The organism is Thalassospira alkalitolerans (assembly GCF_002115745.1).
Lineage (GTDB): Bacteria > Pseudomonadota > Alphaproteobacteria > Rhodospirillales > Thalassospiraceae > Thalassospira > Thalassospira alkalitolerans.
Genome location: NZ_JFKB01000001.1, coordinates 631,853 through 656,187 on the forward strand (window position 1 = coordinate 631,853; position 24,335 = coordinate 656,187).

Below are 24,335 nucleotides of genomic sequence, written 5' to 3' on the forward strand. Positions count from 1 at the left end.
AGCGGGTGTAGTTCAATGGTAGAACGGCAGCTTCCCAAGCTGCATACGAGGGTTCGATTCCCTTCACCCGCTCCAAATTTTCATAAAATTTAGATGACGTTACCATCACCACCGCATTGATTTTCGGGGCCGCATCCCTGTGCGCAATTTTGATTTGGCTGGGCTGATCCGTCCGGGCAACAGGCAAGCAGTCGATTACGTAACCTTTGGCGCGCACGTTGAATGCGGGATTTGACTGTTGGCAGGATGATGCCGTGATGTGCCGCATAATCTGTCTGGCGCATTTCTTCAAGATCGATAGCTTTTAGGATCAAACGATCCTGTCGATCCATCCCGGCAATCAATGGGGATAGGCAAATGGCCAACCCGGAAATCGACATGATGTCGTCTTTGTTGATCTGTTGGTCGGCAACATTGAAAGTTGGATCATTCATTGCGTCTTTAAGATTATTGTGACGCCGTGCCGTTTTGCGGAAATGGTCCGTAATTTTGTTTTTGGCGATGGCATAGATCCATGCTGATGGGTTATCGGAGTGTTGTAATTTTGCTCTGTGACGGATGATTGCCTCAAGAATATCGGCAACCACGTCATCACAATCGCGTTCGGGTACGCGCTTGTGAACATAACCTAGCAGGCCCTTTTTCAGGGCCTGCCAGTCCGGAGAATGTACTGTTTCTTGGCTGATCGGTAGGGTCATGGGACCTTATGCGCAGCAAGTGGTATCGGGTTTGATTTCCGTACCACAGCATTTTGTTGTGGGAGCCTTATCAAGGGCAAATTCCGGGTCAGGATTATCATCAAGAACATGATACCATTCCCAAGAAAGGTCGTCTGGCCCTGTGATCCACATTTTATCCTGCGTCGCGTGACAACATCCGGTTTTCAAGATGTTACCCGGTGTCAGGCCCTTGGCCGTCATGTGAATAGCGGCAGTTTCAAGGGCTGAGCGGTCTTCACATTCAACACCAATATGGTTGAGATGGTGTTTGGCTTGGGCATCCGTGTTTTCGAACAAAACCAGTTTTAGGGGCGGTTCGGTGATTTCGAAATTGGCATATCCCGGACGCTGTTTGTGGACGGATACCCCGAACATATCGCTATAAAAAGTGATGGCAGCCGCAAGATCGGGGACGTTCAGGGCAAGTTGAAGGCGCATTTCAGTCTCCTGAGTAAAATGTTGATACCCTTAAAGACGTCGTGCTGGCAGAAAAGATGCAGGTAGATGGCAAATTTTAAGGTGCAAGTGGAAGATAGCTTAGCCCTTTGGCACGTGCCTCTTCATCACTGCAGAGTTTGGGATGATTTGTTTCGACCAGTTTTTCAAATGCGGGGTCAAGCGCGCTAAGGTAATGGCCGTTGCCGTCCTCGATATACAGACAGCGATTTTCCTCGCCCTTAAGGCGGGTGCCATTGCGCCAGTCCGCAGGCGGAACAATTTTGCCGCCATGGATGCCGATTTCGGCGTTGGCGGCTTCGGCTGATAGTTGGTCATAGTGGTGTGAATATTCCGGGACCGGCAATGCTTCGCCGTCAATCACCATCGCGGCCCCGATATCACGGTCCCCAATGCCGCATTCGGCAATCGGAATGTCGCGGATTGGGGTGTTTTCATCTTCATGTCCCGGCCAGCAACGCACCGGGAACGGTGCCATCGCGAAATATTTGCGAAGCTGCATGGCCGACGACATGCCGCAATCCCAGAAACTGCCATTGTGTTGGCATTGCTGGCCCAGTTCCGGGGCATCGATACCGGCGATATCAAGGATCTGGCCGTTAATTTGAATGGTATCGCCGTCAATGATCTTAACATCGCGTCCGTTTGAGACCATCGTGCCTTCGGGGGCCGGGCGGTTTGCCGCCGCCCCGGCATGGGTGCCATAGGAAACAATCCCGGCAATGCCGAGTGTCAGGATGGCGGCGATGGCAATCAGGCGGGATATACGGATCAAAGGTACCTCGAATGATGCAAGGGGACGGGCGATGGTTCACCGATACAGAATGGCACGAATGGCTTTGGAAAGAACAGTTGAAAACAACGGCAAAATAATGGCTCGCAAACTCAGGGAATGTACGGTTCTTGGATTAATTGATGTGGTTGCCGTTCGATAACTGGATGCAAAGGCGGTGATTTGGCGTTACAAGCAGATTTTCCGAATGTGTCATGGACATAATTCTTGTTTCGATTACAGCCCATTTTCTTCGTCGTAGGTATCATGGTTATCATCATCGGTGTGTCGATGATGATCCCGGCTGGTGTTGATCTTTTTTACGGTAACCCGGACTGGAAGATTTTTGCCCAGGCCTCGATGACCAGTATCGGTCTTGGCGGTATGGCTTGTCTTGCCTGCCGGTCGGAAATCGGTCCGCGTGTAACGGCACGTCAGGGGTATGTTCTGACGGTGTTTTCCTGGATTGCGATCAGCCTGACGGGCGCATTGCCGCTTTGGTTTTCCTCGCTTGAACTTAGTTTTTGCGATGCGGTTTTTGAAACCGTATCGGGTTTGACCACGACCGGATCAACGATCCTGTCGGGGCTTGATGCGTTGCCACCGGGGCTTTTGCTTTGGCGGTCGATCATGCAATGGCTGGGCGGGATCGGGATCATCGTGACAGCGCTTGCCCTGTTGCCGATGATGCGGGTTGGCGGGATGCAACTGTTTCAGATGGAGAGTTCGGACCGATCGGAAAAACTCAGCCCGCGTATCCGCGACATGGCGCTGCAGATTGTGGTGATCTATGTGTTGCTGAGCCTTGTCTGCATGGTGTTGTACCGCATCTTTGGCATGAATTGGTTCGATGCAATTAATTACGGCATGACGACCCTTTCGACCGGGGGCTATGCCACGTCGGATCTGTCTTTTGCCAAGTTTGACAGCAGCCTGATGCTGCATTGGGTTGCCATCTTATTCATGTTTGCCGGGGGGCTGCCCTTTACCGCCTATGCGGTTCTGGCGCGTAAACGCGACTTTCGTGCGATTTCGGGTAATCAGCAAATTCGTTTGTTCTGTCTGATCATTGCCGTTCTGACCGGCCTTTTGACCGTGCGACTGTTGCATATTTCCGATGACGGGTTCTTTCGGTCGCTGACCATGGCAGCGTTTAATCTTGTTTCGGTGATCACAACGACCGGCTATGCGTCGGGTGACTATTTGCAATGGGGACCGGCAGCGATCATGCTGTTCTTCTTTGCAACTTTTATCGGCGGGTGTTCCGGATCGACATCCGGCGGGTTCAAGATGTTCCGCTTGTATGTCGTGTTTACCGGATTGCGGGCTCATTTCACGCGGTTGCGGAGCCCATCGGCGGTGGTTGTCAGCCGGATCGACCGCCATGAAATCACGTCTGACATCTATAACGCGGTGACGGTTTATGTCTTCTTGCTGACGATCAGCTATATCTCCGTCAGTGTGGCACTGGGCCTGACCGGGCTTGATCTCGTGACATCGATGAGTGCGGCGGCAACAGCCCTTGCCAATGTTGGGCCGGGGCTTGGACCGATTGTTGGTCCGGCGGGGACTTTCCAGTCATTGCCGGATGCGGCAAAATGGATCCTTGATGTTGCGATGGTGCTGGGGCGTCTTGAGTTCGAGACCCTTTTGGTACTGTTCATGCCAGCATTCTGGCGCGACTGATTTTTATGGCAGTTTGATCACTCGCAGTTGTGCGCCGATTTTATCGGCTATTTCACGGCAATACATCGTAATGCGTGTTTGGCCTGCTATCTCGAAACCCGTCAGGCAACCGTGGTTTCACTGAATGATGTGCTGTGATTGCGGTTATTGGGGGAAAACCCCAATGGGATGAATCTTGCGCAAATCCCTATGAAAAAAGACAGGAACAAGTCATTCAGGCTTGCGTTTGGCTTTTAAGATTGCTGCGCATGCGTGCGATGCAGCAAGGTGCATTTGCCTTCGCCCGATAAATCCCTATAATGCGCGGCCCGCGAGCAATCGCGACAGGCGAATACGACATTAATTTTTAGACGAGGTTAGACAATTATTATGAGTGCCGAAAATCTCCATGTCGGTGTGATTGGCGCAACCGGTGCGGTTGGCGTCGAGCTGATCAATGTTATGTTTGATCGCAACTTTCCTGTGGGTGAACTCACCCTGTTCGCATCCGAGCGCTCGGCAGGCAAGACCATGGAGACTAAGTACGGCACTAAGACCATCGCCCTGTTTTCGGTTGAAGAAGCCAAGCAGTGCGACATTGTCTTCCTTGCCGTTTCCGGTGATTTCGCCAAGGAATTTGCCCCGCAGATTGCGAAGGGCGCCTTGGTGATCGATAACTCGTCAGCATTCCGTATGGATGACGACGTGCCGTTGATCGTGCCGGAAATCAATGGTGCGCTTGCCAAGACTGCCAAGTTGATTGCCAACCCGAATTGCACGACCGCAATTGCGGCGGTGGCTCTGTGGCCGTTGCATCAGGCATTCGGTTTGAAAAAAGTCATCGTTTCGACCTATCAGGCGGCATCTGGTGCCGGTCAGCCGGGCATGAACGAGTTGCGTGAAGGTCTTGCTGCAGGTCTTGAAGGCAAGCCGGTTTCGGCCGAAGTATTTGCCCATCCACTGGCTTTTAACGTCATTCCGCATATCGATAGCTTCCAGGAAAATGGCTATACCCGCGAAGAGATGAAAGTCACGTGGGAAACCCGCAAGATTTTTGGTGAACCGAATTTGGCGGTGTCCTGCACCGCAGTTCGTATCCCGATCGAGCGGACCCATTCCGAGGCCATCGTGATTGAAACCGAAAAGGTTGTCACCCCGGCGGCGGCCCGCGAAGCCTTGGCCAAGGCCAAGGGTGTGAAACTGGTCGATGATCCGGCAAATAATGTTTATCCGATGCCGATCAATGCGACGAAACAGTATGACGTCGAAGTCGGCCGTATTCGGACCAATCTGATTTTTGGTGATCATGGTTTGGAACTGTTTGTTGCCGGAGATCAGTTGCTTAAAGGCGCGGCCCTGAACGCGGTGCAGATCGCCGAGGCCTATATCGCGGATTGATCAACCCGATCAATACATTGCAGATGATAAGAAAACGGCCCCGATTTCGGGGCCGTTTTTGCATTTCGGATTGAGTGGAACCGATTTGGTCAGGCGAACGAGATATGATCGCGACCGGCACTTTTGGCGGTATAAAGTGCATTATCGACGCGGGTGATCACGGTTTCGAATTCTTCGCCGTTACGATATTCGGTGATGCCGGCGCTGGCGGTGGTCATGATGTTGTCGCGGCCAAAACGGACAGGGTTTTCGCGGATGGCATCAGCGATTTCGCGTGCCTTGGCGATGGTGTCCTTGCGATCAAGCCCCGGCAATAACAGAATAAATTCATCCCCGCCCCAGCGGCACAGGGTATCGGAATCACGTGAATGGCGGCGGATGATCGAGGCAACTTCGCGAAGTGTCGCATCGCCACCGGGATGACCGAAGGTATCGTTGACGTCCTTGAATTCATCAAGGTCGATACAGACAACGCCAAGCGTTTCATCGCGCCGTTTGCAAGACTTTGCCACATTGTCAAATACCAGATCAAAAACCTGACGGTTGCACGCACCTGTCAACTTATCCCGTGATGCTAGTTCTTCGAGGCGGCCTTGATAATTGCGGATTGTCAGATAGGCCGCAATGCTGACGATTGCCGTAATCAGCAATGATACTGCGATATTGATCAGGAAGGTGGTTTCGATCTGTTGATCGCCAATATGTTCCCTTTGTTCAACCAGTAGCAACCAGCCAAATTCCGGGACCAGGCGGCTGTTGACGAAATAGGTTTCGCCGTGGTCCTCGTAGGTGATCGAGGCCCCTGGTGATGTCAGTATTTGGGTCGCATGGATGCGAATGCCTTCACGGTCATGCAGCGTGCCTGACGTGCCAAATCCACTGCCATGCAAGGTGATGCGGCCTTCCTTATCGACGAAATAAATCGTTCTGCCGTACCGCTTTTGATAGGTCTCGATCAGGCGGGTAACCGAATTGACCGAAAGGCCAACGCCAGTGATGCCAATGACATTGCCGTCATAGTCACGGACTTGATAATTGACGAAAACCGCCAGTCGGGAACGGTCAGCGGTGTCGCTATCAACATTGATTTCGTATGGTTTTTGATTGTTGCGCGCCTGAAAATACCAGGAATCGGCGGGGTCATCTTCGGAGACCTGTTTGATCACCCCGGTCGGGTGATAGTAGTTCCGGGTTTTTTCCGAGATGAAATAGGACGTTACAGTATCGTAGCGCATCTGGATTTCGCCGAGATAGCGAATGATCTGTTGGGGGTCTTCTTCGCCCGACAGGGTCCAGTCACGTACGAATGTATCCTGCGCCATCAGGGACGATATGAAAATCGGCTGAAGCAAATCACGCTGGATTTCAGAATAAATATTGTCGCTGGTAAGCGGCAAGGTGCTTTCGGCAATCTGATGTTCCAGCGACTGGCGTGCAACATAGAAGCTGACAAAACTTGTGGTCAGGAAACCGACAACAAGCAGGACGCACAACACGACGGCAAAATAGATTTTCTTTCCCGGCACGGGAAGCTCCCCAAGTCAGCGCAGTTCGTTACAAGTTATTGTTATTTCGGAAAATTTAAATTCCGTATGCCTAATCTATTCGAAAATGGGGGCCGTTTCCATCTGCCTTTTGGTCGAATTTCAATCGTCAATGCTAGAGGTCGTATTGCTGGAAAACAAATAAACCGCCGATCATGTGATGCGACGGTTTATGGTGAAATGAAATATTGCCGGTTCGGAATTTAGCGGCGGAAGACGACCGTTTTGTTGCCATTGCGAAAGACGCGGTGTTCGCAATGCATTTGAATGGCCCGGGAAAAGACGACGGATTCAATATCGCGGCCAATTTCAACCATGTCTTCGGCGGTCATGGTGTGATCCACCCGTTCGACTGCCTGATGAATGATAGGACCTTCGTCAAGATCCGCCGTTACATAATGCGCGGTGCCCCCGATCAGCTTCACACCGCGTGCATGGGCCTGATGATAGGGTTTCGCCCCCTTGAAACTGGGCAGGAAGGAATGGTGGATATTGATGCACCGGCCTTCAAGTTCGCGGCACAGATCGGTTGACAGAACCTGCATATAACGTGCCAGCCCGATCAGGTCGGCATCGTGATCGGCAATAATGTCAAGCAGCCGGGCTTCCTGGGCTGTTCTGGTGTCTTTGGTGACCGGCAGGTGATAATAAGGAATGCCGTACCATTCGACGATGCCACGCATGTCTTCGTGGTTTGAAACAATGGCCGGAATTTCGATATGGACGTTGTTTGACGCGACACGGTGCAGCATATCATTCAGGCAATGGCCGAATTTGGACACCATCAGCAGGACTTTTGGCTTGCGATGGAAGTCATGCAGTTTCCACTGCATGGTGAATCTGTCGGCGATGGTGGTGAATTTGTCGGAAAATTCAGATTCGCTGCGCAAGGCGCGACCGGTATCAAATTTTATACGCATGAAAAAGCGGTTGCTGCTGGTGTCGCCAAACTGTTCCAGCTTGGTGACAAACGCGCCTTCCTCTGCAAGGAAGCTTGTGACACCGGCAACGATCCCAAAGGTATCCGGGCAGGTGATCGTCAAGATAAAGGTTTTGGCGAGTTCAGACATTTCCGCTTTGTCTTTCGATTTTGAATTTTCGGACATCAAGCGATATAGCGGCCTTGGCTGATCATGCCAACCCGCAATTGTCCGAACGTTGATTATGCAAGGACAGATAGACGCAATTAACATGGCCGACCGATCAAGGGTTTGGCGCGTGATCACGATCAACTGATGCGTTTAAAAGCTGGACATTCCCCCGGCATATGCCAAGAATTCCGCTTTGCGTGACGGAAGATGATGCATCCGAACCCGTTTCTCGGTTATGCAGTGCAGATTAACAGACACATTTGCGAACACATGTGGTGCCTTTATCCAAGAGATGGGCGCAAAACATGTTACGGGGTTTTTCATTGATCGATTTTCGTCCAATCCTTTTTATTATCGGCATTTTGCTTTGTACCCTGTCGATCGGGATGTTTGTCCCGGCACTGGTCGATCTTTATTATGGTCAAAGTGACTGGCTGGTATTTTCGGCGGCGTCGGCCGTGTCGCTGTTTATCGGTGGCGCGCTGGTTATGATGAACCGGACGGACAATCTTAAAATTACATCGCGTCAGGCTTTTATTCTGACAACCGCAAGCTGGTTGGTTCTGACAGCGGTTTCGGCCCTGCCATTTGCCTTTTCCGACCTTGATATGAGCTATACCGACGCGTTTTTCGAAGCAATGTCGGGTATTTCAACCACGGGATCGACGGTGATTGTCGGTTTGGATACCGCCCCGCAGGGGATTTTGCTGTGGCGGGCCTTGCTGCAATGGCTTGGCGGGATTGGTATTATTGTGATGGCGATTGCCGTTATGCCAATGCTGCGCGTTGGCGGGATGCAGCTGTTTCGTATGGAAAACTCGGATAAATCCGACAAGGCGTTCCCACGGGCAACGCAAATTGCGATGGGCATCGCGGTACTTTATCTTTGCTTTACCGTGATATGGGCGGTCTTGTTGTGGTGGGCGGGGATGACGCCGTTTGATGCAATTGCGCATGCGATGACGACGATTGCAACCGGCGGGTTTTCGACGAAGGATGCATCGGTCGGCCATTTTGACAGTGCGGCGATTGATGCCATCATTACGCTTGGCATGATGACCGGGGCCTTGCCCTTTATTCTGTATTTGCAAATCCTGCGTGGCAAAGTGTTTGCATTGTTTAACGATGCACAGGTGCATTGGTTCATGGCAATTGCGGGATCGATTGTTCTGGGCCTGACGCTTTGGCATTCAGAAACCAATGGTGTCGGGTTCTTTCATGCGTTGCGTTATACATCGTTTAATATTGTTTCGGTGATGACCGGGACCGGATACGCCACCACCGATTACGGGCTTTGGGGCCCGTTTGCGGTGACGGTGTTTTTCTTTGTCATGTTTATTGGTGGATGTGCCGGATCAACCACCTGTGGGGTCAAGATTTTCCGTCTGCAGGTGTTGTATGAAATTGCCAAGATCCAGTTGTCGCATATGCTGCGCCCGCATGGCGTTTTCATTGCGTACTATAATCGCAAACCCCTTTCCGAGGATGTCACGGAATCGGTGCTGAGCTTCTTTTTCCTATTCGTTTTCTGTTTTGTCATTTTGGCCGCAGGATTGGGGGCGATGGGGCTTGATTTCGTCACCGCCGTTTCCAGTGCCGGGACGGCGATTGCCAATGTTGGGCCGGGGCTTGGCCCGATTGTTGGTCCGTCGGGCAACTTTGCGACCCTGCCGGACGGGGCGAAATGGTTGATGTCGATCGGGATGCTAATCGGGCGGTTGGAAGTCTTTACCGTTCTGGTGTTGCTGTTCCCGGCTTTCTGGCGCGATTGATTTTTCAGCCAATGATGTGACAAAATTCCTTCATCGGGCAGGTTTGTTTGCTTGAGAACTTTGTGATCTCGGAAGGGAAGGCATTGGAAATGATCTGGTTCAAACGATGAACGTTTGGGGTCCCTGATAGGGTGATTGCGGCGCATCTCTAAAACGGACACAGAATAGTGACTGCAACAACGGTAAGTGCAGATGGCAAAACGCGGTGTCGCTGGTGTGATGCTGCGCCGGAATTCGTTGCCTATCATGATACCGAATGGGGTTTCCCGGTTGGTGATGACCGGCGGTTGTTTGAAAAGGTCTGTCTGGAAGGGTTTCAATCGGGCCTAAGCTGGCGCACCATTTTGGCCAAGCGCGAGAATTTTCGCGCGGCCTTTCATGATTTCGACTTTGACCGTGTGGCGCAATTCACCGAAAGCGACGTTGAAGATTTGCTGGGCGATAAGGGGATTATCCGCCATCGCGGCAAGATCGAAGCCGTGATCAACAATGCCAAACGCGCACAGGAAATGGTGGCGGACGAAGGGTCATTGGCAGCTTATTTCTGGCGGTTTGAACCTGATAGCAGGCAGCTTGGTACGCCACAGATGGCGTCGACCTCGGATGCATCTGTGGCAATTTCCAAGGATTTGAAAAAACGCGGGTGGAAGTTTGTCGGGCCAACGACGGTTTATGCCTTTATGCAGGCAATGGGATTGATCAATGATCATGCGCTGGGATGTGTGATGCGACCGGTGATTGATCAGGCGCGCCGTGATTTTAAACGGCCATAAAACGGTTCGTAATTTTGGGGAAAATTCGCGGGCTATGTCCTGATCTGATCGGGATGGTCGGATCATCTAAACGGCTTTTGCACCGTATCATTTTTATTCTTTTGAAAGCGGCGATGCCAAACCGTGGGTCAGGAGCGGATCGGGGATCGGGATTTCGGTCCGGCATCGCCTTGACCCAACAGTGCCAAATAGATAGTTGATGGTAAAATCGAATGTAAATTTAAATTCGATAGGAAAAATCTATTTATTGGAATTGCCAAGGACACAGCGCCGGAGTATCGCAACGCCGGAAACTTAGGCCATGACCGGCAAGGTAACGCAGAATACTGCACCGTCCGGTCCTGTTGCGCTTAGGCGAAGGTCACCCTTATGGGCCAAGATCAATTCGCGTGCGATGGCAAGACCAAGCCCGGTGCCGCCTTTCCTGCCGGTTGCGGCAAAGGGCACAAACAGGTTCTTGATTGCCTTTTCGGGTAATCCGGGGCCGTTATCAATGATCAGAATTTCAGCCAAACCGGCAGGGACATTTGATGGGTCGGCGCCATTTCCAGAACTAGTCCGAACGGTGACTTCGGTTGCCCCGGCATCGAGCGGATTGCGGATCAGGTTGCTGAAGGCGCGAAACAGCTGATCGTAATCAGCTTCGACCATAAGTTCGATCGGCAGATCGATATGAATTTTGGCCTTGCAGGGTTCCCGGGCTGTGTTTGGGGCGTCCGGACCAAGTAAACTGTCATCGCCGTTTTGCAGCAGAACCTGATCGCGGACTTCTTCGATCAGTTCGATCAGAGTAAAGCGCGCGATATCGAGAGCAGGTGGGGCCTCGCGGGCAAAGGACAGGGTTTGCTCGCTGATATAGACAGCACGTTCCATCGACGATAACAGGCGCGGGACGACGGCACGGACTTCTTGATCAGCACTTTGCGCCAGCTTTTCGGTCATCAGCATTGAGGTTGCCAATGCATTGCGTAAATCATGGCTGATTTTGGTGGCGGCGGTGCCAAGGGCGGCAAGACGGCGGCGCTGATTAAGCATTGCCTGCAAATCGTGTTGCATATTGGCAAGTTCGTGCCGGGCGATGCCAATTTCGTCGTCGCGGTTATCGGGGACGATAACCGATCCGCTATCCTGTGGATTTTCGCGAAACCGGATCATGTCGCTGGTCAGGGTTCGCATCGGACGGACCAGCAAACGGTTTAACGCAAAATAGACCAACCCGGCGGTGAAGAACGAAATCATCAGCGACAATCCCATCACCCGCCAGCCGAAATCACGCATGTCTTTGGCCAGGCCATGTTCATGGACCAGTATTTCAATTTCGAAATCCGGGGCCATGGATGGCATGCCCATCACACGCAACATGCGATCATCGGATTGTGTAAGGGTCGAAAGGCCTTCATACACCGCCATCAGGATCGAAGAATGTGTCAGATCGACATCGTAATCGACCTTGGCGGGCATATCGTCGCGTTGCAAAAGTAATTTACGGTCATCGCGCCGCAAAATAACAGCTTCGATCCCGGCATTGGAGAGCAGTTCTTTTTCAAGGTCATCGGGGATCATTTGATCGGGGGTGGCTTCAAGTGCCAAAGCCGCAAGGTATCCGGAATCCAGATGTGCCTTAAGCCAATCAACGCGATAACGCGCAACTGAAGGGGCAAAGACAAAAATCTCGGCCAGCATGACAAACCCGACCGTCAGGACAAGCAGACGCGCGGATAATGATTTGGCCCATGGGGGCAGTTTGAGATGCGGGCGTTCCATGACCAATGTTAGCCAGAGACCAGGAAAAATGTACAGCGTTTCAGGAGCCTGGTTCTAGTCGTCATGGCTTAGCCGAATTTCAGAAGAAAACGGACAATCTTGCGGGTCTTTTCGCTAAACAGGCTGGGCGTATACCATGCTCCGGCAACCCGTTTGGATATCTCGCCAAGGGTTGGATAGGGCGCAATCATTCCGGCAACGGCGCCGATTTTCATTTTCCTGGAAATCGCCAGCGACCAAAGTCCGATCAGTTCACCCGCCTGATGCCCAACGATCCCGGTGCCAAGGATTTTGCCCCTCGGCGTGGTGATGACTTTGATAAATCCGGTGGTTTTGGCCTCGGCCCGGGCGCGATCGTTTTCGGCGTAATCCCAGGTCACGACCCGGATTGCATTGCCAAATTTTTCGCGTGCAGCGGCTTCGTTCAAGCCGACCTGTGCCAGTTCGGGGCTGGTGAATGTTACCCAGGGAACGGCGCTGTGATCGACCTTGGCAGGGAGCCGGAACAGGATATTGCGAATGACGATACCGGCATCATATCCGGCCATATGGGTGAATTGCAGGCCGCCGGTGACATCGCCAATGGCAAAGATTTTGCGGTTGCTGGTACGCAATCGTGCATCGACTTTGATCCCGCGCGGGCTGTAATCGATACCGGCATCATCCAAACCCAGATTTTCAACATTGGGTTTGCGTCCGGTGGCGATCAAAAGGTGGCTGCCTTCAATCGTGATATCGGTGCCATCACGTTCAATGATGACCCTGATCTGGTCGCCATGGGGTTCGACCCGTTTGGTTTTGGCCTTTTCGTAAAGGCTGATGCCTTCGGTTTCGACGGTTTTGCGGATTACGGCGACAAGATCGGTATCGTCCTTGGGCAGGATCGTCGACATTTCGATCACGGTGACTTTGGCGCCAAGTTGTTGGTGCGCCTGTGCCATTTCAAGCCCGATTGGCCCGCCACCGATAACGATCAGATGATCCGGGCAGGTCCGGTTTTCAAAGATCGTTTCGTTGGTGAAGTATGCAACGCTGTCAATGCCGTCAATCGGGGGGACTGATGCACGCGACCCGGTGGCAATGACAAAACGTTTGGCGATAATACGCTTGCCCCCGGCAATAAGTTCGTTCGGACCGGTAAAGCAGGCCTTTGCCTGAATGACGGTGCAGCCCAGTTCTTCGAACCGGTCAACCGAATCATGGGGGGCAATGCCTGCGATGACGGAATGCACATGATCCATGGCACCGGCAAAATTCACCGATACCGGGCCGGTGGTGACGCCAAATTGCGATGCGGTACGGGCATTTTCAGCGGCATGCCCCGCGGCAAGCAATGCCTTTGACGGCACACAGCCGGTATTAAGGCAGTCCCCGCCCATCTTGCCCTTTTCAATCAAGACAACATCGGCACCCATCTGTACGGCACCGGCCGCCACGGATAATCCGCCGGAACCGGCCCCTATCACACAGATATCAGTTTTAAGGATGTCATTCATCGTGGGATGCTCCGGTGGCGCGTTGGCGGAACTTTTTATAGAGCACAGGCACCATTGCAAGCACAGCAAGACCGATGATCGGCGTCAGGATACGGGGCTCGAAAATGATGCCAAGATCGGGTGTTTTGTCTTGATCAAACAGGGCGCCAAGACCATCACCAATTGACACAAAAACGAATGTGCCCGGAATAATGCCAATCGCGGTACCCAGAACAAATGACCGGAACTTAACCCCCAGCAGTGCTGGAACCAGATTGACCAGCCAGAACGGAAACAAGGGAATAAGCCGCAGCACCATCAGATAGCTGAACGCATTTTCGGCAAAGCCCGTTTCCATTTTGCGGATCGCATTGCCCGCCTTGGCATGCATCAGATCATAAAACGCATATCGCGCCGCCAGATATACCGCCGTTGCCCCGAGTGTTGCGGCAATTACGGCATAGGCCGTGCCAAGCCATACACCAAACAGAAACCCGCCGGTCATCGTCAAAAGCGATCCGACCGGAAGCGATAATGCAACCGCAACTGCGTAAATTGCCATAAAGGCAAGCACGCTGATTGTCGGGTTATCTGCAACATATCCCTGCAGGACGTCGCGATTCTCGCGCAGTGTGGTGAATGAAAAATAATCCAGAACTCCGGACGACCATGCCAGTGTCAATCCGGCAATCAGGATTACAATCGGCAACAATTTACGCCAGAGCGGGGGCTTGGCGGGTTTGTCCGATGTGGTGCCGGTTGGATCGTGTGGTTGGTGGTCTGCGGTCATTGGTTGCGTCTTGGTCATTGATTCTACTGTCTTTAACGGCGGTCCTTTCGGATGCCGGTCATAAATGATTGCATTTCTTGTGCGAACATTAGAGGGAAAAAAGGCCGAAGGCTTATGAACTGCTTTCACCATTGCGTGAAGGAATAGAGAGCGTGCGCCATACAACCCAAAAATGATCCATGAAATTGCCGGGTGCTGTGGTGCTTGACGTTGGGGAAACCAAGTCGTATCGTTCTGCCTATCGTGGGATTTGTCGACCGGCTTGCGGCCACGTAAAAAATCGCTAAAGAGGGGAATCGTGGCTTTTGCCCTGACCCATCGTGCCGGTCAGGGTTTTTTTGTGCCCGGCGAGTACCGATATGATCGGGCATATAGGAGCAAGACGATGACGACCGAGAAAAAGGCTTCCGATAAATGGCGCGCGGCCACCCGTTCCGTTCGTGGTGGTACGGCGCGCAGCGGATTTAACGAAACATCCGAAGCGATCTTTATGAATTCCGGTTATGTCTATGACACAGCCGCCGAGGCCGAAGCATCTTTTGATGGTACCGGCCCGGAACGTTTTGTTTATTCCCGATTTGCCAATCCGACTGTCGGGATGTTCGAAGAACGTCTGGCAATGCTGGAAGGTGCGGCCTATTGCCGGGCGACGGCATCGGGCATGTCGGCTGTTTGGAATGCGCTTATTGCGTGCACCAAGGCTGGCGGGCGTGTTGTTGGATCGCGGGCGCTTTTCGGGTCGTGCGAATTTATTCTGACGACTCTTTTGCCGCGTTTTGGTGTTGAAACCGAGCTGGTTGATGGCACCGATCATGCGGCATGGGAAAAGGCATTGTCCAAGCCGACCGATGCGGTTTTCATGGAAACGCCGTCGAACCCGACGCTTGAAGTCATCGATATCGCCTTTGTTGCCGATCTGGCGCATAAGGCCGGTGCCAAGGTTGTTGTCGATAACGTTTTTGCGACCCCGATCCTGCAAAAGCCGATGGAATTGGGCGCGGATATTGTTGTTTATTCTGCGACCAAGCATATTGATGGTCAGGGGCGTTGTCTTGGCGGGGCGATCTTGTTCAATGACAAGGAATGGCACGACAATCACCTGACGACGTTCTTGCGTCATACCGGGCCAAGTATGAGCCCGTTTAACGCCTGGGTGTTGCTTAAGGGGCTTGAAACGCTGAGCTTGCGTATTGATCAGCATATTTGCAATGCGATGGATCTGGCGCAGTTTCTTTCGGAACAGCCGCAGGTATCGCGCGTTATCTATCCGGGGCTTAAAAGCCATCCGCAGCACGAATTGGCGATGAAACAAATGTCGGGTCGTGGTGGTGGATTGATCGCTGTTGAATTGGCTGGTGGCAAGGCAGCCGCTTTTTCGTTGATGGATAATTTGCAGATTATTGATATTTCGAACAATCTTGGTGATGCAAAAAGCCTTGTGACCCATCCTTGGACGACGACCCATCAGCGGGTTCCGGCCGAAGACAAAATCACGATGGGCATAACCGAGGGCATGTTGCGTCTGTCGGTTGGTCTTGAAGATATTGATGATCTTAAAGAGGATCTGTACGCGGCGTTGCGCGTATAAAGAAATCGTAGATGCGGTAAGACGCCTTGATCTGGCGGTCCGTACTCTGTGCGGACCGCTTTTTGCTTTTTCGGGACTTAACTGTGATCGGGATCGCAATTTGATGACAGGCATCTGGCACTCGGGGTGTGGACTGTCTAAATAAGAAATGTGTAGTGCCAAAATTGCGTGATGCCCGTGGCATAAGGAATGGAATAAAATTGGCCTGGAGTTTTGTATGTATTCATCCGTGACCCATGACATCAAAGTATCCGTGCAGCCGATGTTTCTTGACGAACAGTCGGATCCGGATAGCCATCGCTATGTCTGGGCTTATCGGGTTGTGATTGAAAATCAGGGCGCCCGGACCGTACAGCTTTTAAATCGTTACTGGCGGATCACTGATTCCCGCGGTTCGACGCAGGAAGTTCGCGGATCGGGTGTGGTTGGTGAACAGCCTGTTCTGGCGGGCGGCGAAAGTTTCAATTACACAAGCGGCGCGCCCTTGGCGACGCCAAGCGGTTTTATGGTTGGCACCTATGAAATGGCCGATATGGACGGCAATCGGTTTGATATTGAAATTCCGGCATTTTCGCTCGACAGTCCGCATAGTCAACGAACTGTGAACTAAAAGAATTCAGGGTCGGGAGCACATGACCCAACAGGACAGAGTTAATAAGAGGACATAATATGTGCAGCCAAAATAGCACTGATAAACGCCCCTCGCGCGAAGAAGCAGAAGACGCGGTGCGCACCTTGCTTCGCTGGGCAGGGGACGATCCCGACCGTGAAGGGTTGCGCGGCACGCCTGATCGCGTTGTGCGTTCTTACGGCGAATTCTTCGCGGGTTACGAACAAGACCCGGCTGAAATTCTGCGTCGGACGTTTGAAGAAACCGATGGCTATGACGAAATGGTCGTGCTGCGCGATATCCGGGTTGAATCCTATTGTGAACATCACATGGTGCCGATCATCGGTGTCGCGCATGTCGCCTATTTGCCGCGTCGTCGTGTGGTGGGTATTTCCAAGCTGGCGCGCGTCGTTGAAGTCTATGCCAAGCGCCTGCAGATTCAGGAAAAGATGACGGCACAGGTGGCCAACACCATTCAGGAAGAACTTGATCCGTTGGGGGTTGCGGTGGTGATTGATGCCAACCATCAGTGCATGAGCACGCGTGGTATTCACAAGACCGGCGTTTCGATGGTCACCAGCCGGATGCTTGGCGCATTCCGCGATGACCCGATCACACGTCGGGAATTCTTTGCGATGATTGGCCGCTAGGCCCGTCTGTCCGTCCAAAGCTTAAAGGCCGCCTTTGAATTGGCGGCCTTTTGCATATGCGCGATGCAGGGATAAAACTTAATCGGTTCGGAATTGCTGATGGCAGGATTTGCAGGTTTGCAACATATTGCGAAACGCATCCTGAAACGCATCGGCATCATTGTTATTACCCGATGCGATGTCTTTGGCGGCAACTTGTTTTAATGTGGTCGCGGTTGTTGCCAACTTGTCGGCAAGTTCGGAAAACGAATTCCATTTGTCCCAGATTTCCGGTGCTGCTTCGGATGGGTGGTCGTTGCTTCCATGAGGGAACAGCTTGGTAAAGGCTGATCCGGCACGATTGCGGATTTTCTTTGCCGCCTGTTCGACCTTGGCCGGATCGTATGCGGTTTGACCCTTAAGCATCGGAACCATCATTTTCACCTGCTTGCCGATGATTTCCATGCCATCCATGCGTTTCATCACGACGCCCGTTGCCCCCTGATGGGCAAATGCCGCGATGTTGACGATTGTCGCAAGAATGGCAGTGCCAATAAGTAATCCGGTTTTCATCGGCCTGTTGCTTCTTTGTGGTTTGAAACGGGGTTTTGTTCTCATACCCCGAAGCGGGTCAGAATGCGACCCACTGATCCAACATAGGATCCTCCGAAAAGGCAGACATGCACCAAAAGTGGATAAAGATTGTAAATATCACGGCGTTCTTCGTGAAATCCCGGATAAATTGGAAGTATGGCGGAATATTTTTCAAAGAAATCCGGCGTCAGATCACCAAATAATGTACCAAAGGCCAATTCGATTTCCCGGTCACCATAATAGATTGCCGGATCGATCAATCCGGCAATTCGGTCTTTGTGATACAGAATGTTTCCACCCCACAGATCACCATGCAGCAAGGATGGTTTTGTATCGGATGGCAAAAGATCGCCAAGCTTTGCCGCAAATTTTTCGATCCGGGGCATCACATCAACGGGTAATTGCCCGCGTTTGGTCGCCAGATTGGCCATGTAAAGCAGGCGGTGGTCGCGAAAAAATGTAATCCAGTCCTTTTCAGGGGGATTGGGTTGGGGCAGGCCGCCGATTAGGGTGCCAAATGACAGACCGAATTGATCCTGCGTGATTTGATGCTGGCCCGCCAGCAATACCGCCAGGTCGCATTGGGTTGCGCGGTTACTGTGGCCGTCATTTTCGATAAATTCCATGATTAGAAGGTCTTGTTCGCCATGCAAGACTTTTGGGCTGGGAACGGGGGAATGTTTCGCCAGGTATTTCAGCATCCGGCTTTCGATTGCAAGATCGCCCTTGTCGCCCAGCTTGAGCACAAGATTGCGTCCGTCCGTTAATCCGACCTTGGTTACATCGGCAACGGCATGGTTCAGATACCGTGCTTGTCCCGGATACAGGTCAAAAGCACGTTTGATGCTTCCTCGATCATATCAAACACGTTGGCAAAGCCATTGGCACCGCCGTAATAGGGATCCGGCACGCTTTGACCCTTGCGATCCGGATGATGATCCAGAAACAATTCAATCTTGTCGCGGAATTCTGCGGGGGACTGGCGATGCATATCTGCCAGATGCCCGTCATCCATGGCAAGGATATAGTCAAAATTGCCATAGTCGGTCGGATTGATTTTGCGCGACCGGATCATCGAAAGATCATATCCCCGGCTGCGTGCCATTTCGCGTGATCGCGGATCAGCTTGTTCGCCGACGTGATAGGCAGAAAGGCCACAGCTATCAACGTCGATATGTGCAGAAAGTCCGGCCTTGTCGACCATATCCCTGAAAACGCCATCGGCGGTGGGCGAACGACATATATTGCCAGTGCAAACAAACAGTACCTTGATCACGATATGGTATCCAGTTGTGGGAGCTATACAGCATTCAAGACAGACTGGCACATTCGTCCCGATTTGTGCAATGGCGTGCCGGTCTTTGGGATTAATCGTAACGATATTGCCGTCATGGTAATGATTGATCCTCAATGTAACAGCTTCGTGACATTTTACAGACAAGGCTGACAGCCGGGTCATATGTTTGTATGATCGCGCCATATTATGGTTTCACAATGTGATTGCTGATGCAGGAATTCGTTTCGTTTGGTTTGCATATCGCGCTGATCCGGCAACTGGCCTGGTTACCGAAAGGCTATGATCTTGTGCCCGAGGGCACGGTGATCAACAGTTCGCGCCTGCGCAGCACGATGCTTGCGCTTGAAGAAACCAATGGATCATCGGTGCTTGTCCGGCTGGGCCGTCATCTTGCGCTTAAGGAACAGCAACCGGTTCTGACGATGCTCCGTCAGGGGGCAACACCCGAACTGATCGCGGATCGCTGGCGTCGACTTGAAGGTTATTCGCATGCACGCGGTCGTACCGACTATCAGGTTACAGGCAAGTCACTGACATTGCATCGCGGGACGGTTCGCGGTCAACCACCTGCACGGGTCGAAAACCTTTTGCTGCATGGGTTCATGGTTGGCTTGCTTGAGGCCGTTGGCGTAGAGAATGTCAGCAGCGTCATTTTGCCAAGTCACGGTCCGGCCATTCCGGTGATCCGCAATGGTAAGCTTGTCAAAAAGCTCGAATTTGCCGGTCGGGCTTTGCGGTTTCGCATCAGTTGGCAAAGTTATGCTGCGATTTCGTCGGGCTATCCCTTTATGGCCAATATGCCGGGCACCGCACCGGCCATGGGCGCAACTCGCCCGGTGGTGCAAAAACTCTGTGCGATTTTGGAACATGATGTTGGGCGCAGTTGGACCATTGATGATGTGGCTAATGCGCTTGAAACATCGGGCCGAACCTTGCAGCGCCGATTGCAGCAGGCCAACAGCCGATTTTCCGATTTGCTTCGTTTGGTGCGTGTCCGCGAAGCCTGTCGTTTGCTAAATGGCACCAGTCTTTCGGTTGGGGAAATTGGTTTTTGGTGTGGTTTTACCGATAATGCCCATTTCAGCCGCGATTTCCGGCGCTTGGTTGGTATGCCGCCCTCGGTCTACCGCGAAGCAACCCTTGGGCATGCCGGTTTGACCCGCGCATAACCAGTGCTCGTATGGCGTTTCAGTCGATTAGGTGCATGATGGTCGCGATTGACCGGGCATGGATCCTTGGTTATCAGCAGGCAGCCTGACCTGATTTCTCAAGCTAGATCCCCAGACCATTTCACGAGGCCACCCATGACCGATATATCTGCAAGCAACCAGTATGCGGGCTTTTTGCCACCGTTTTTCCACGATCATCCCGATGCGGATGACGTGATAATCCGGACATGGCAGGTTGGGGATGCCCTTGCCAATCATGATGTCCCTGACATTCCGGCTTCACTTGCCCTGTTCTTTGATCTGGTGGCGCCAGCGGCCGAACGTGCCGGGTCAAATGGTTTTGCTTGTTTGTGGCTGGATCGTCATCCACATGAACAACCGGGCTGGCGACTTTCGGTCGGCCATGTCGGCACTGCCGATGATTTAAATGTGGTAATTGCCAAACCATTGGCGCGATTGGCAGCGTCCCTTGCCTTGGCGGAGGTCGAAACTGAAACATGGCACATGACCCGCCCGCTTTGGCGGAAACGTTCGGAACCCGTGCGGCTGATCTTTTGGGGGGCATTTGGCCGTCATGCTCGCGCCGTAACAGGGCACAGGGATGCGGCGGGTTTTTATCAGCCCATCGGGGCGGGTCTTCGCGCTGATCATGTCATGGTGGCATTGCCGATGCTTGAAGATATGCTGGGCGATCCGTTGCTGCGTGGCGGCATGGGGTTCGAGGATGCCTTGCGTATTGGCATATCGCTGGGGCGGGCGCATTTGCTTGAGAGCTGGATCGAGGCCGGTGGTGCGGAAAAGGAACCCTATTTCCGACCGATGCAGATATGGCATCAGGCGTGGTTGGCCAATGCGCTGATTGATCCGGCCGTGGCGACGCTTGCCATGTCGGCATTGCCACCGATGCCAGCCCTTGATTTCAGTAAAAAGGCAACGCCGGAAACGCGTCGGGCCGCACTTGATGATTTATCCGCTTGGCTTGCAACCGTCTTTTTCAACGATGCCAATCCGGCACTACGCAATGCTTTTGTTGCCGGTGTTCAGAATGCGGTCTGGCTTGATCCCGATCTGCAGCAATATACCCAACCGCAACAGCGCGCCGAAATCTTGCAAGGATTGATGCCCTATTGTCGCTGGTTCCTGGCGATGGCGCTTTATAACCATCTGGGCAATCTTGCCGCTGGAACCGCGCGCAATGATCAGGTTGATTTTTACGCTGCATTGGTCGATGCCCTGCCGGAACTGGGTGCCCTTGGTGAACTTGCTACCCAGCGTGATATTGAGCAGCATATTATTCGTATTGATGCGGCACGGGCCGCATCGGCGTTTGATAGTCTGGTCCTGCCATTTTGTGATCTTTTGATGCCGCGTCTGAAACTTGATGCTGTGCGCTCATAAGGCCCGCGTCACGATATCTGCTATAAACGGTGTCTATTAAAAAAGGTCCGCCGGTATATTTCGGCGGACCTTTTATGTGTTTGGCGCTGGCGTGGGCTATCTACTGCTGATAGGCCGCGATCGGGCGGTTTGAAACAATCCGGAACCGGATGGCAAGGCCGCTGACCGCGACAAGGCTTGCTATCACAATACCCCAGAACAGTCCGGCAACACCCATGCCACGCACAAAGGTCAGGTAATAACCGGCCGGGATCATGATGCACAGATAGGACACCAGATGCAGGATCGTCGGGACCCATTTATCCCCCGCCCCGCGCAGGGCACTGATCGCGGCATTTTGTCCGCCATCGGTCGGGAAAATGATCGGCATCAGGATCAGAAGCCCGGCTGTCATTGCAATGACGGTCGTGTCCTGACTAAATAATTGTGCAACCTGTCCCGGAAAGAAATAAATCGGCAGGCTAAGGACCAGCATGACGGCCATGGTCGTCAAAAGTCCGATCCACCCCGCCAGCGCCATATCGGCCCGATCCCGCCGGCCATAGGCAATGCCAACCCGTACCGATGTTGCAGATGCCAGGCCAAGGGCCACCATGAACATCAATGCCAGCATGGTCATGGTGATGCCGTAACTGGCCGCAGCAATGACTCCAAGCCGCCCGGCAAACAGCTGCATGGCGGTAAAGGCACCGGTTTCCATGCCCTGACTTGCCCCGGCGGCATAACCCATATGTCGCGCATTACGTGAATGGCGCCACCAATTGGAAAAGCCATCGCGAATCCCATAATCGGCATGTCCCCGCATACATAGAAGATAGGTCAGCATGCAAAGCGCCATGAACCACCGTATGACGGTTGATGTCCATGCCGCGCCTTCGGCGCCAAGTTCGGGGAAACCGAACGCGCCGTAAACCAGCGTGTAGTCAAGCGCCAGATTGATCACATTGGCGCTGATCATCATGATCATGCCCGGCAAGGGACGTTGCAGCCCTTCAAGGAAAAACGCACAGGTAATATAGATCATCGCCGCTGGCATCCCGATCGACAGGATCATCGCCAGTCGGGTGGAATGAAATGTAATGTCGTCAGACAGACCGCTGACGATAAATAGCCAGTTCGATTGCCAGGTCAGGATCATGAATACGACACCGATCAGCAGCGCATAGGGAAAGCAGGCCCGCCATATCTGTCCGGCCTCGCGAAGATTATCCCGCCCCACCGAATGCGATGTCAAAATCATCACCCCGGTCAAAAGCCCGATACCAGTCACCATCAGTGACGTAAACGGGGCATGCGCAATATTAAGATAGGCAAGACTCGCACTGTCGTAATTGCCGACAATGATCGTGTCGACAACGGCCATGATCAATATGCCAAGTCGGGCAATCACGACCGGAACCGACAAACGAAATAGCTCGCTTAGATGTCGTCGAACGCGGTTATGGGGATAAAGCGGCACCGGCGATACATCTGGTGGTGTGCCAGGCGGCGCACCTTGTGGGGCAATGGCCATCGGTTTCGTTTCCTCATTATCATTTTTGCGCGGTAGCGGCATTGGTGGCAGTGATGGCAGTGGCGGCTGTATTCTTATGGGGCTGTGGCTGGTGGTGGTGCTGCGGCGGGGATTGTTTGCCTTGTGACTTTATCTGGCATGACCCTGCGGATTGGGGTGGCGCGGGATTGCCGCGATCAATCTGGCGGGGTCGTCGGTAATCACCGATGTCACGCCCCAGTCAAACAGTTCCCGGGCGCGGTCCGGATCATTGACGGTATAACAGACGAGCGGCACATTCGCCGCAACGATTTCACCGGCCTTTTCGCGATCAAGCGCCTTGTGGTCAATATGAAGTGCGCTTGCGCCGAGCTTGGCATAACCGTCGCGCCAGTCGTCCGGCAGAGTTTCCAGCAACCAGCCGCACGGCATATCGGGCAAAAGCCGTCTGATCTCGGCAACGGCAATATCATCGAAGCTTGAAAGCAGGATCGGAACCGCTTTCGCATGTGCCAATTCGGCGGCGACTTCCTGACACAAACGGATTGGATCACAGCCTGACGGCTTGATTTCCAGATTTACCCCCATATCCATAAAGAACAGGGTTTCCAGCGTATCGCTCAGGGTCGGGATGCGTTCACCCTTATATATGTCCGAGAACCACGCCCCGGCATCCAGATCGCGCAGAGTATCTAGTGGCTGCTTGTAAGCAGGGCCTGTGCCGTTGGTGGTACGGTCGAGGGTATCATCATGAATAAGGATGCATTTGTTGTCGGCGCTTAGCGTCACATCGCATTCGATCCATTTGGCCTGACGTGCGCCGGCAACCCGAAAGGCTGCAATGGTGTTTTCCGGTGCTTCTATGGAGGCGCCGCGATGGGCGACAATATGGGGAATCTCGATCACGGTTCAGACCTTTTATATGGCGATGGTGAATGCGGGGTGGCATCGGGGGTTTTGGGTTTCAGACGAAACCGGTTTTTCCCTGAATAAATCAGTCTGAAATCTCATACGCCGGATGCTTTCTGTAAAAAAGCGAAAATCTTGTGTCGATTTGAACGCAACTCTTTTCATATTCGTGCCGAAGCTATTGGACTCCATGTCGGATTCTTGATGCTATCGGTTTGTTTCTGCCGGTTTTACGGTGTTTCCGGCGGGGGCTTCATGGTTTGGTGATTGTCTTGGCGTTGGGGCATGTTGATGGCAAATCCCGGAAAGACCAGTGTTTGTGCGGACTGTTTCGGGGGTGAAAATAACTATCTTCAGAAATATCCAAAAAACTTCAAAAAAGGTGTTTACAGGTTTGTTTATGGGCCCTATAACCCGCCTCCACCGACGG

At 52.7% G+C, this 24,335-nt stretch carries 23 protein-coding genes, 1 tRNA gene and 1 riboswitch; of the genes, 11 read left to right on the forward strand and 13 right to left on the reverse strand.

The genetic code is table 11. From position 1 onward, the window contains the following. The first annotated feature begins 1 nt into the window (after position 1). Positions 2-75, forward strand: a tRNA-Gly gene (locus TALK_RS02925). Between the two features lie 14 nt (positions 76-89). On the opposite strand, the gene TALK_RS02930 is transcribed toward TALK_RS02925, so the two are convergent. The 3 genes from TALK_RS02930 to TALK_RS02940 form a co-directional block, all read right to left on the reverse strand. Then, positions 90-698, reverse strand: coding sequence for a sigma-70 family RNA polymerase sigma factor (locus TALK_RS02930; protein ID WP_085615615.1), 609 nt, complete (start codon positions 696-698; stop codon positions 90-92). A 6-nt stretch (positions 699-704) separates the two neighbouring features. Beyond that, positions 705-1,157 carry an ArsI/CadI family heavy metal resistance metalloenzyme gene (locus TALK_RS02935; protein ID WP_085615617.1) on the reverse strand — a complete coding sequence of 151 codons (453 nt, stop codon included), beginning with the start codon at positions 1,155-1,157 and terminating at the stop codon, positions 705-707. A 76-nt stretch (positions 1,158-1,233) separates the two neighbouring features. Further along, on the reverse strand, positions 1,234-1,950 hold the full coding sequence (locus TALK_RS02940) for a thermonuclease family protein (protein WP_085615619.1): 717 nt from the start codon (positions 1,948-1,950) through the stop codon (positions 1,234-1,236). 264 nt (positions 1,951-2,214) lie between these two features. On the opposite strand from TALK_RS02940, the gene TALK_RS02945 reads away from it, so the two are divergent. After that, positions 2,215-3,633, forward strand: a complete 1,419-nt coding sequence (locus TALK_RS02945; RefSeq protein ID WP_085615621.1) for a TrkH family potassium uptake protein — start codon at positions 2,215-2,217, stop codon at positions 3,631-3,633. Between the two features lie 369 nt (positions 3,634-4,002). Next, on the forward strand, positions 4,003-5,010 hold the full coding sequence (locus TALK_RS02950) for an aspartate-semialdehyde dehydrogenase (RefSeq protein ID WP_085615623.1): 1,008 nt from the start codon (positions 4,003-4,005) through the stop codon (positions 5,008-5,010). Positions 5,011-5,099: 89 nt separating this feature from the next. Here the strand turns inward: TALK_RS02950 and TALK_RS02955 are convergent, their stop codons facing one another. Beyond that, positions 5,100-6,536, reverse strand: coding sequence for a sensor domain-containing diguanylate cyclase (locus TALK_RS02955; RefSeq protein WP_085615625.1), 1,437 nt, complete (start codon positions 6,534-6,536; stop codon positions 5,100-5,102). 221 nt (positions 6,537-6,757) lie between these two features. After that, positions 6,758-7,624, reverse strand: a complete 867-nt coding sequence (purU, locus tag TALK_RS02960) for a formyltetrahydrofolate deformylase (protein ID WP_085615767.1) — start codon at positions 7,622-7,624, stop codon at positions 6,758-6,760. A 344-nt stretch (positions 7,625-7,968) separates the two neighbouring features. Here purU and TALK_RS02965 point away from each other — a divergent pair, with 344 nt between their 5' ends. Continuing rightward, positions 7,969-9,417, forward strand: coding sequence for a TrkH family potassium uptake protein (locus tag TALK_RS02965; RefSeq protein ID WP_211274757.1), 1,449 nt, complete (start codon positions 7,969-7,971; stop codon positions 9,415-9,417). 167 nt (positions 9,418-9,584) lie between these two features. Next, positions 9,585-10,190 carry a DNA-3-methyladenine glycosylase I gene (locus TALK_RS02970; protein ID WP_085615629.1) on the forward strand — a complete coding sequence of 202 codons (606 nt, stop codon included), beginning with the start codon at positions 9,585-9,587 and terminating at the stop codon, positions 10,188-10,190. A 294-nt stretch (positions 10,191-10,484) separates the two neighbouring features. Here TALK_RS02970 and TALK_RS02975 read toward each other — a convergent pair whose 3' ends face one another. The 3 genes from TALK_RS02975 to TALK_RS02985 form a co-directional block, all read right to left on the reverse strand. Then, entirely contained in the window at positions 10,485-11,954 is a 1,470-nt protein-coding gene (locus tag TALK_RS02975; protein ID WP_085615631.1) for a sensor histidine kinase, read from the reverse strand. A 68-nt stretch (positions 11,955-12,022) separates the two neighbouring features. Then, positions 12,023-13,450, reverse strand: coding sequence for a dihydrolipoyl dehydrogenase family protein (locus tag TALK_RS02980; protein ID WP_085615633.1), 1,428 nt, complete (start codon positions 13,448-13,450; stop codon positions 12,023-12,025). Continuing rightward, positions 13,443-14,237 (reverse strand): TVP38/TMEM64 family protein, encoded by a 795-nt coding sequence (locus tag TALK_RS02985; RefSeq protein ID WP_085615635.1) that lies wholly within the window; start codon positions 14,235-14,237, stop codon positions 13,443-13,445. Before TALK_RS02985 ends, TALK_RS02980 begins: the two co-directional genes overlap by 8 nt. Before the next feature lie 215 nt (positions 14,238-14,452). Beyond that, a riboswitch (SAM riboswitch) is annotated at positions 14,453-14,524 on the forward strand. Positions 14,525-14,604: 80 nt separating this feature from the next. Here TALK_RS02985 and metZ point away from each other — a divergent pair. The 3 genes from metZ to folE all read left to right on the forward strand — a co-directional run bounded on the left by metZ (position 14,605) and on the right by folE (position 17,067). Continuing rightward, entirely contained in the window at positions 14,605-15,807 is a 1,203-nt protein-coding gene (metZ, locus tag TALK_RS02990; RefSeq protein WP_085615637.1) for an O-succinylhomoserine sulfhydrylase, read from the forward strand. A 217-nt stretch (positions 15,808-16,024) separates the two neighbouring features. Then, the gene (apaG, locus tag TALK_RS02995) at positions 16,025-16,417 is read left to right on the forward strand and encodes a Co2+/Mg2+ efflux protein ApaG (RefSeq protein ID WP_085615639.1); all 393 of its coding nucleotides are present in this window, start codon (positions 16,025-16,027) and stop codon (positions 16,415-16,417) included. Between the two features lie 59 nt (positions 16,418-16,476). Further along, a complete protein-coding gene (gene folE / locus TALK_RS03000) occupies positions 16,477-17,067 on the forward strand; it encodes a GTP cyclohydrolase I FolE (RefSeq protein WP_085615641.1) in 591 nt (196 codons plus the stop codon). A gap of 78 nt (positions 17,068-17,145) precedes the next feature. Here folE and TALK_RS03005 read toward each other — a convergent pair whose 3' ends face one another. From TALK_RS03005 to TALK_RS03015, 3 genes are read right to left on the reverse strand one after another with little or no spacing between them, the layout of a single operon-like run. After that, positions 17,146-17,619 carry a c-type cytochrome gene (locus TALK_RS03005; protein WP_169714918.1) on the reverse strand — a complete coding sequence of 158 codons (474 nt, stop codon included), beginning with the start codon at positions 17,617-17,619 and terminating at the stop codon, positions 17,146-17,148. 41 nt (positions 17,620-17,660) lie between these two features. Then, complete coding sequence (locus TALK_RS03010; RefSeq protein ID WP_085615645.1) at positions 17,661-18,485, reverse strand: fructosamine kinase family protein; 825 nt, start codon at positions 18,483-18,485, stop codon at positions 17,661-17,663. Further along, positions 18,440-18,916 (reverse strand): low molecular weight protein-tyrosine-phosphatase, encoded by a 477-nt coding sequence (locus TALK_RS03015; protein WP_085615647.1) that lies wholly within the window; start codon positions 18,914-18,916, stop codon positions 18,440-18,442. Before TALK_RS03015 ends, TALK_RS03010 begins: the two co-directional genes overlap by 46 nt. Positions 18,917-19,146: 230 nt before the next feature. Between TALK_RS03015 and TALK_RS03020 the strand changes: the two genes are divergently transcribed. Beyond that, on the forward strand, positions 19,147-20,106 hold the full coding sequence (locus TALK_RS03020; RefSeq protein ID WP_085615649.1) for a helix-turn-helix transcriptional regulator: 960 nt from the start codon (positions 19,147-19,149) through the stop codon (positions 20,104-20,106). Positions 20,107-20,241: 135 nt separating this feature from the next. Then, entirely contained in the window at positions 20,242-21,504 is a 1,263-nt protein-coding gene (locus TALK_RS03025; RefSeq protein WP_085615651.1) for a hypothetical protein, read from the forward strand. Between the two features lie 100 nt (positions 21,505-21,604). On the opposite strand, the gene TALK_RS03030 is transcribed toward TALK_RS03025, so the two are convergent. Then, the gene (locus TALK_RS03030; protein WP_085615769.1) at positions 21,605-23,017 is read right to left on the reverse strand and encodes an MATE family efflux transporter; all 1,413 of its coding nucleotides are present in this window, start codon (positions 23,015-23,017) and stop codon (positions 21,605-21,607) included. On the opposite strand from TALK_RS03030, the gene TALK_RS22335 reads away from it, so the two are divergent. Next, positions 23,010-23,144, forward strand: a complete 135-nt coding sequence (locus tag TALK_RS22335) for a hypothetical protein (RefSeq protein ID WP_281251273.1) — start codon at positions 23,010-23,012, stop codon at positions 23,142-23,144. The genes TALK_RS03030 and TALK_RS22335 overlap by 8 nt on opposite strands. 2 nt (positions 23,145-23,146) lie before the next feature. Here the strand turns inward: TALK_RS22335 and TALK_RS03035 are convergent, their stop codons facing one another. Further along, entirely contained in the window at positions 23,147-23,902 is a 756-nt protein-coding gene (locus TALK_RS03035) for a glycerophosphodiester phosphodiesterase family protein (protein ID WP_085615653.1), read from the reverse strand. Positions 23,903-24,335: the final 433 nt, after the last annotated feature.

Bases quoted from the DNA above. Each gene is read 5' to 3' on its own strand.
- TALK_RS02930 (WP_085615615.1), bottom strand. From the start codon at position 698: ATGACCCTACCGATCAGCCAAGAAACAGTACATTCTCCGGACTGGCAG.
- TALK_RS03020 (WP_085615649.1), top strand. From the start codon at position 19,147: ATGCAGGAATTCGTTTCGTTTGGTTTGCATATCGCGCTGATCCGGCAA.
- TALK_RS03025 (WP_085615651.1), top strand. From the start codon at position 20,242: ATGACCGATATATCTGCAAGCAACCAGTATGCGGGCTTTTTGCCACCG.
- metZ (WP_085615637.1), top strand. From the start codon at position 14,605: ATGACGACCGAGAAAAAGGCTTCCGATAAATGGCGCGCGGCCACCCGT.
- purU (WP_085615767.1), bottom strand. From the start codon at position 7,624: ATGTCTGAACTCGCCAAAACCTTTATCTTGACGATCACCTGCCCGGAT.
- TALK_RS03030 (WP_085615769.1), bottom strand. From the start codon at position 23,017: ATGGCCATTGCCCCACAAGGTGCGCCGCCTGGCACACCACCAGATGTA.
- folE (WP_085615641.1), top strand. From the start codon at position 16,477: ATGTGCAGCCAAAATAGCACTGATAAACGCCCCTCGCGCGAAGAAGCA.
- TALK_RS03005 (WP_169714918.1), bottom strand. From the start codon at position 17,619: ATGAAAACCGGATTACTTATTGGCACTGCCATTCTTGCGACAATCGTC.
- TALK_RS02985 (WP_085615635.1), bottom strand. From the start codon at position 14,237: ATGACCAAGACGCAACCAATGACCGCAGACCACCAACCACACGATCCA.
- TALK_RS02945 (WP_085615621.1), top strand. From the start codon at position 2,215: ATGGTTATCATCATCGGTGTGTCGATGATGATCCCGGCTGGTGTTGAT.
- TALK_RS02975 (WP_085615631.1), bottom strand. From the start codon at position 11,954: ATGGAACGCCCGCATCTCAAACTGCCCCCATGGGCCAAATCATTATCC.
- TALK_RS02980 (WP_085615633.1), bottom strand. From the start codon at position 13,450: ATGAATGACATCCTTAAAACTGATATCTGTGTGATAGGGGCCGGTTCC.
- apaG (WP_085615639.1), top strand. From the start codon at position 16,025: ATGTATTCATCCGTGACCCATGACATCAAAGTATCCGTGCAGCCGATG.
- TALK_RS02935 (WP_085615617.1), bottom strand. From the start codon at position 1,157: ATGCGCCTTCAACTTGCCCTGAACGTCCCCGATCTTGCGGCTGCCATC.
- TALK_RS02950 (WP_085615623.1), top strand. From the start codon at position 4,003: ATGAGTGCCGAAAATCTCCATGTCGGTGTGATTGGCGCAACCGGTGCG.
- TALK_RS22335 (WP_281251273.1), top strand. From the start codon at position 23,010: ATGGCCATCGGTTTCGTTTCCTCATTATCATTTTTGCGCGGTAGCGGC.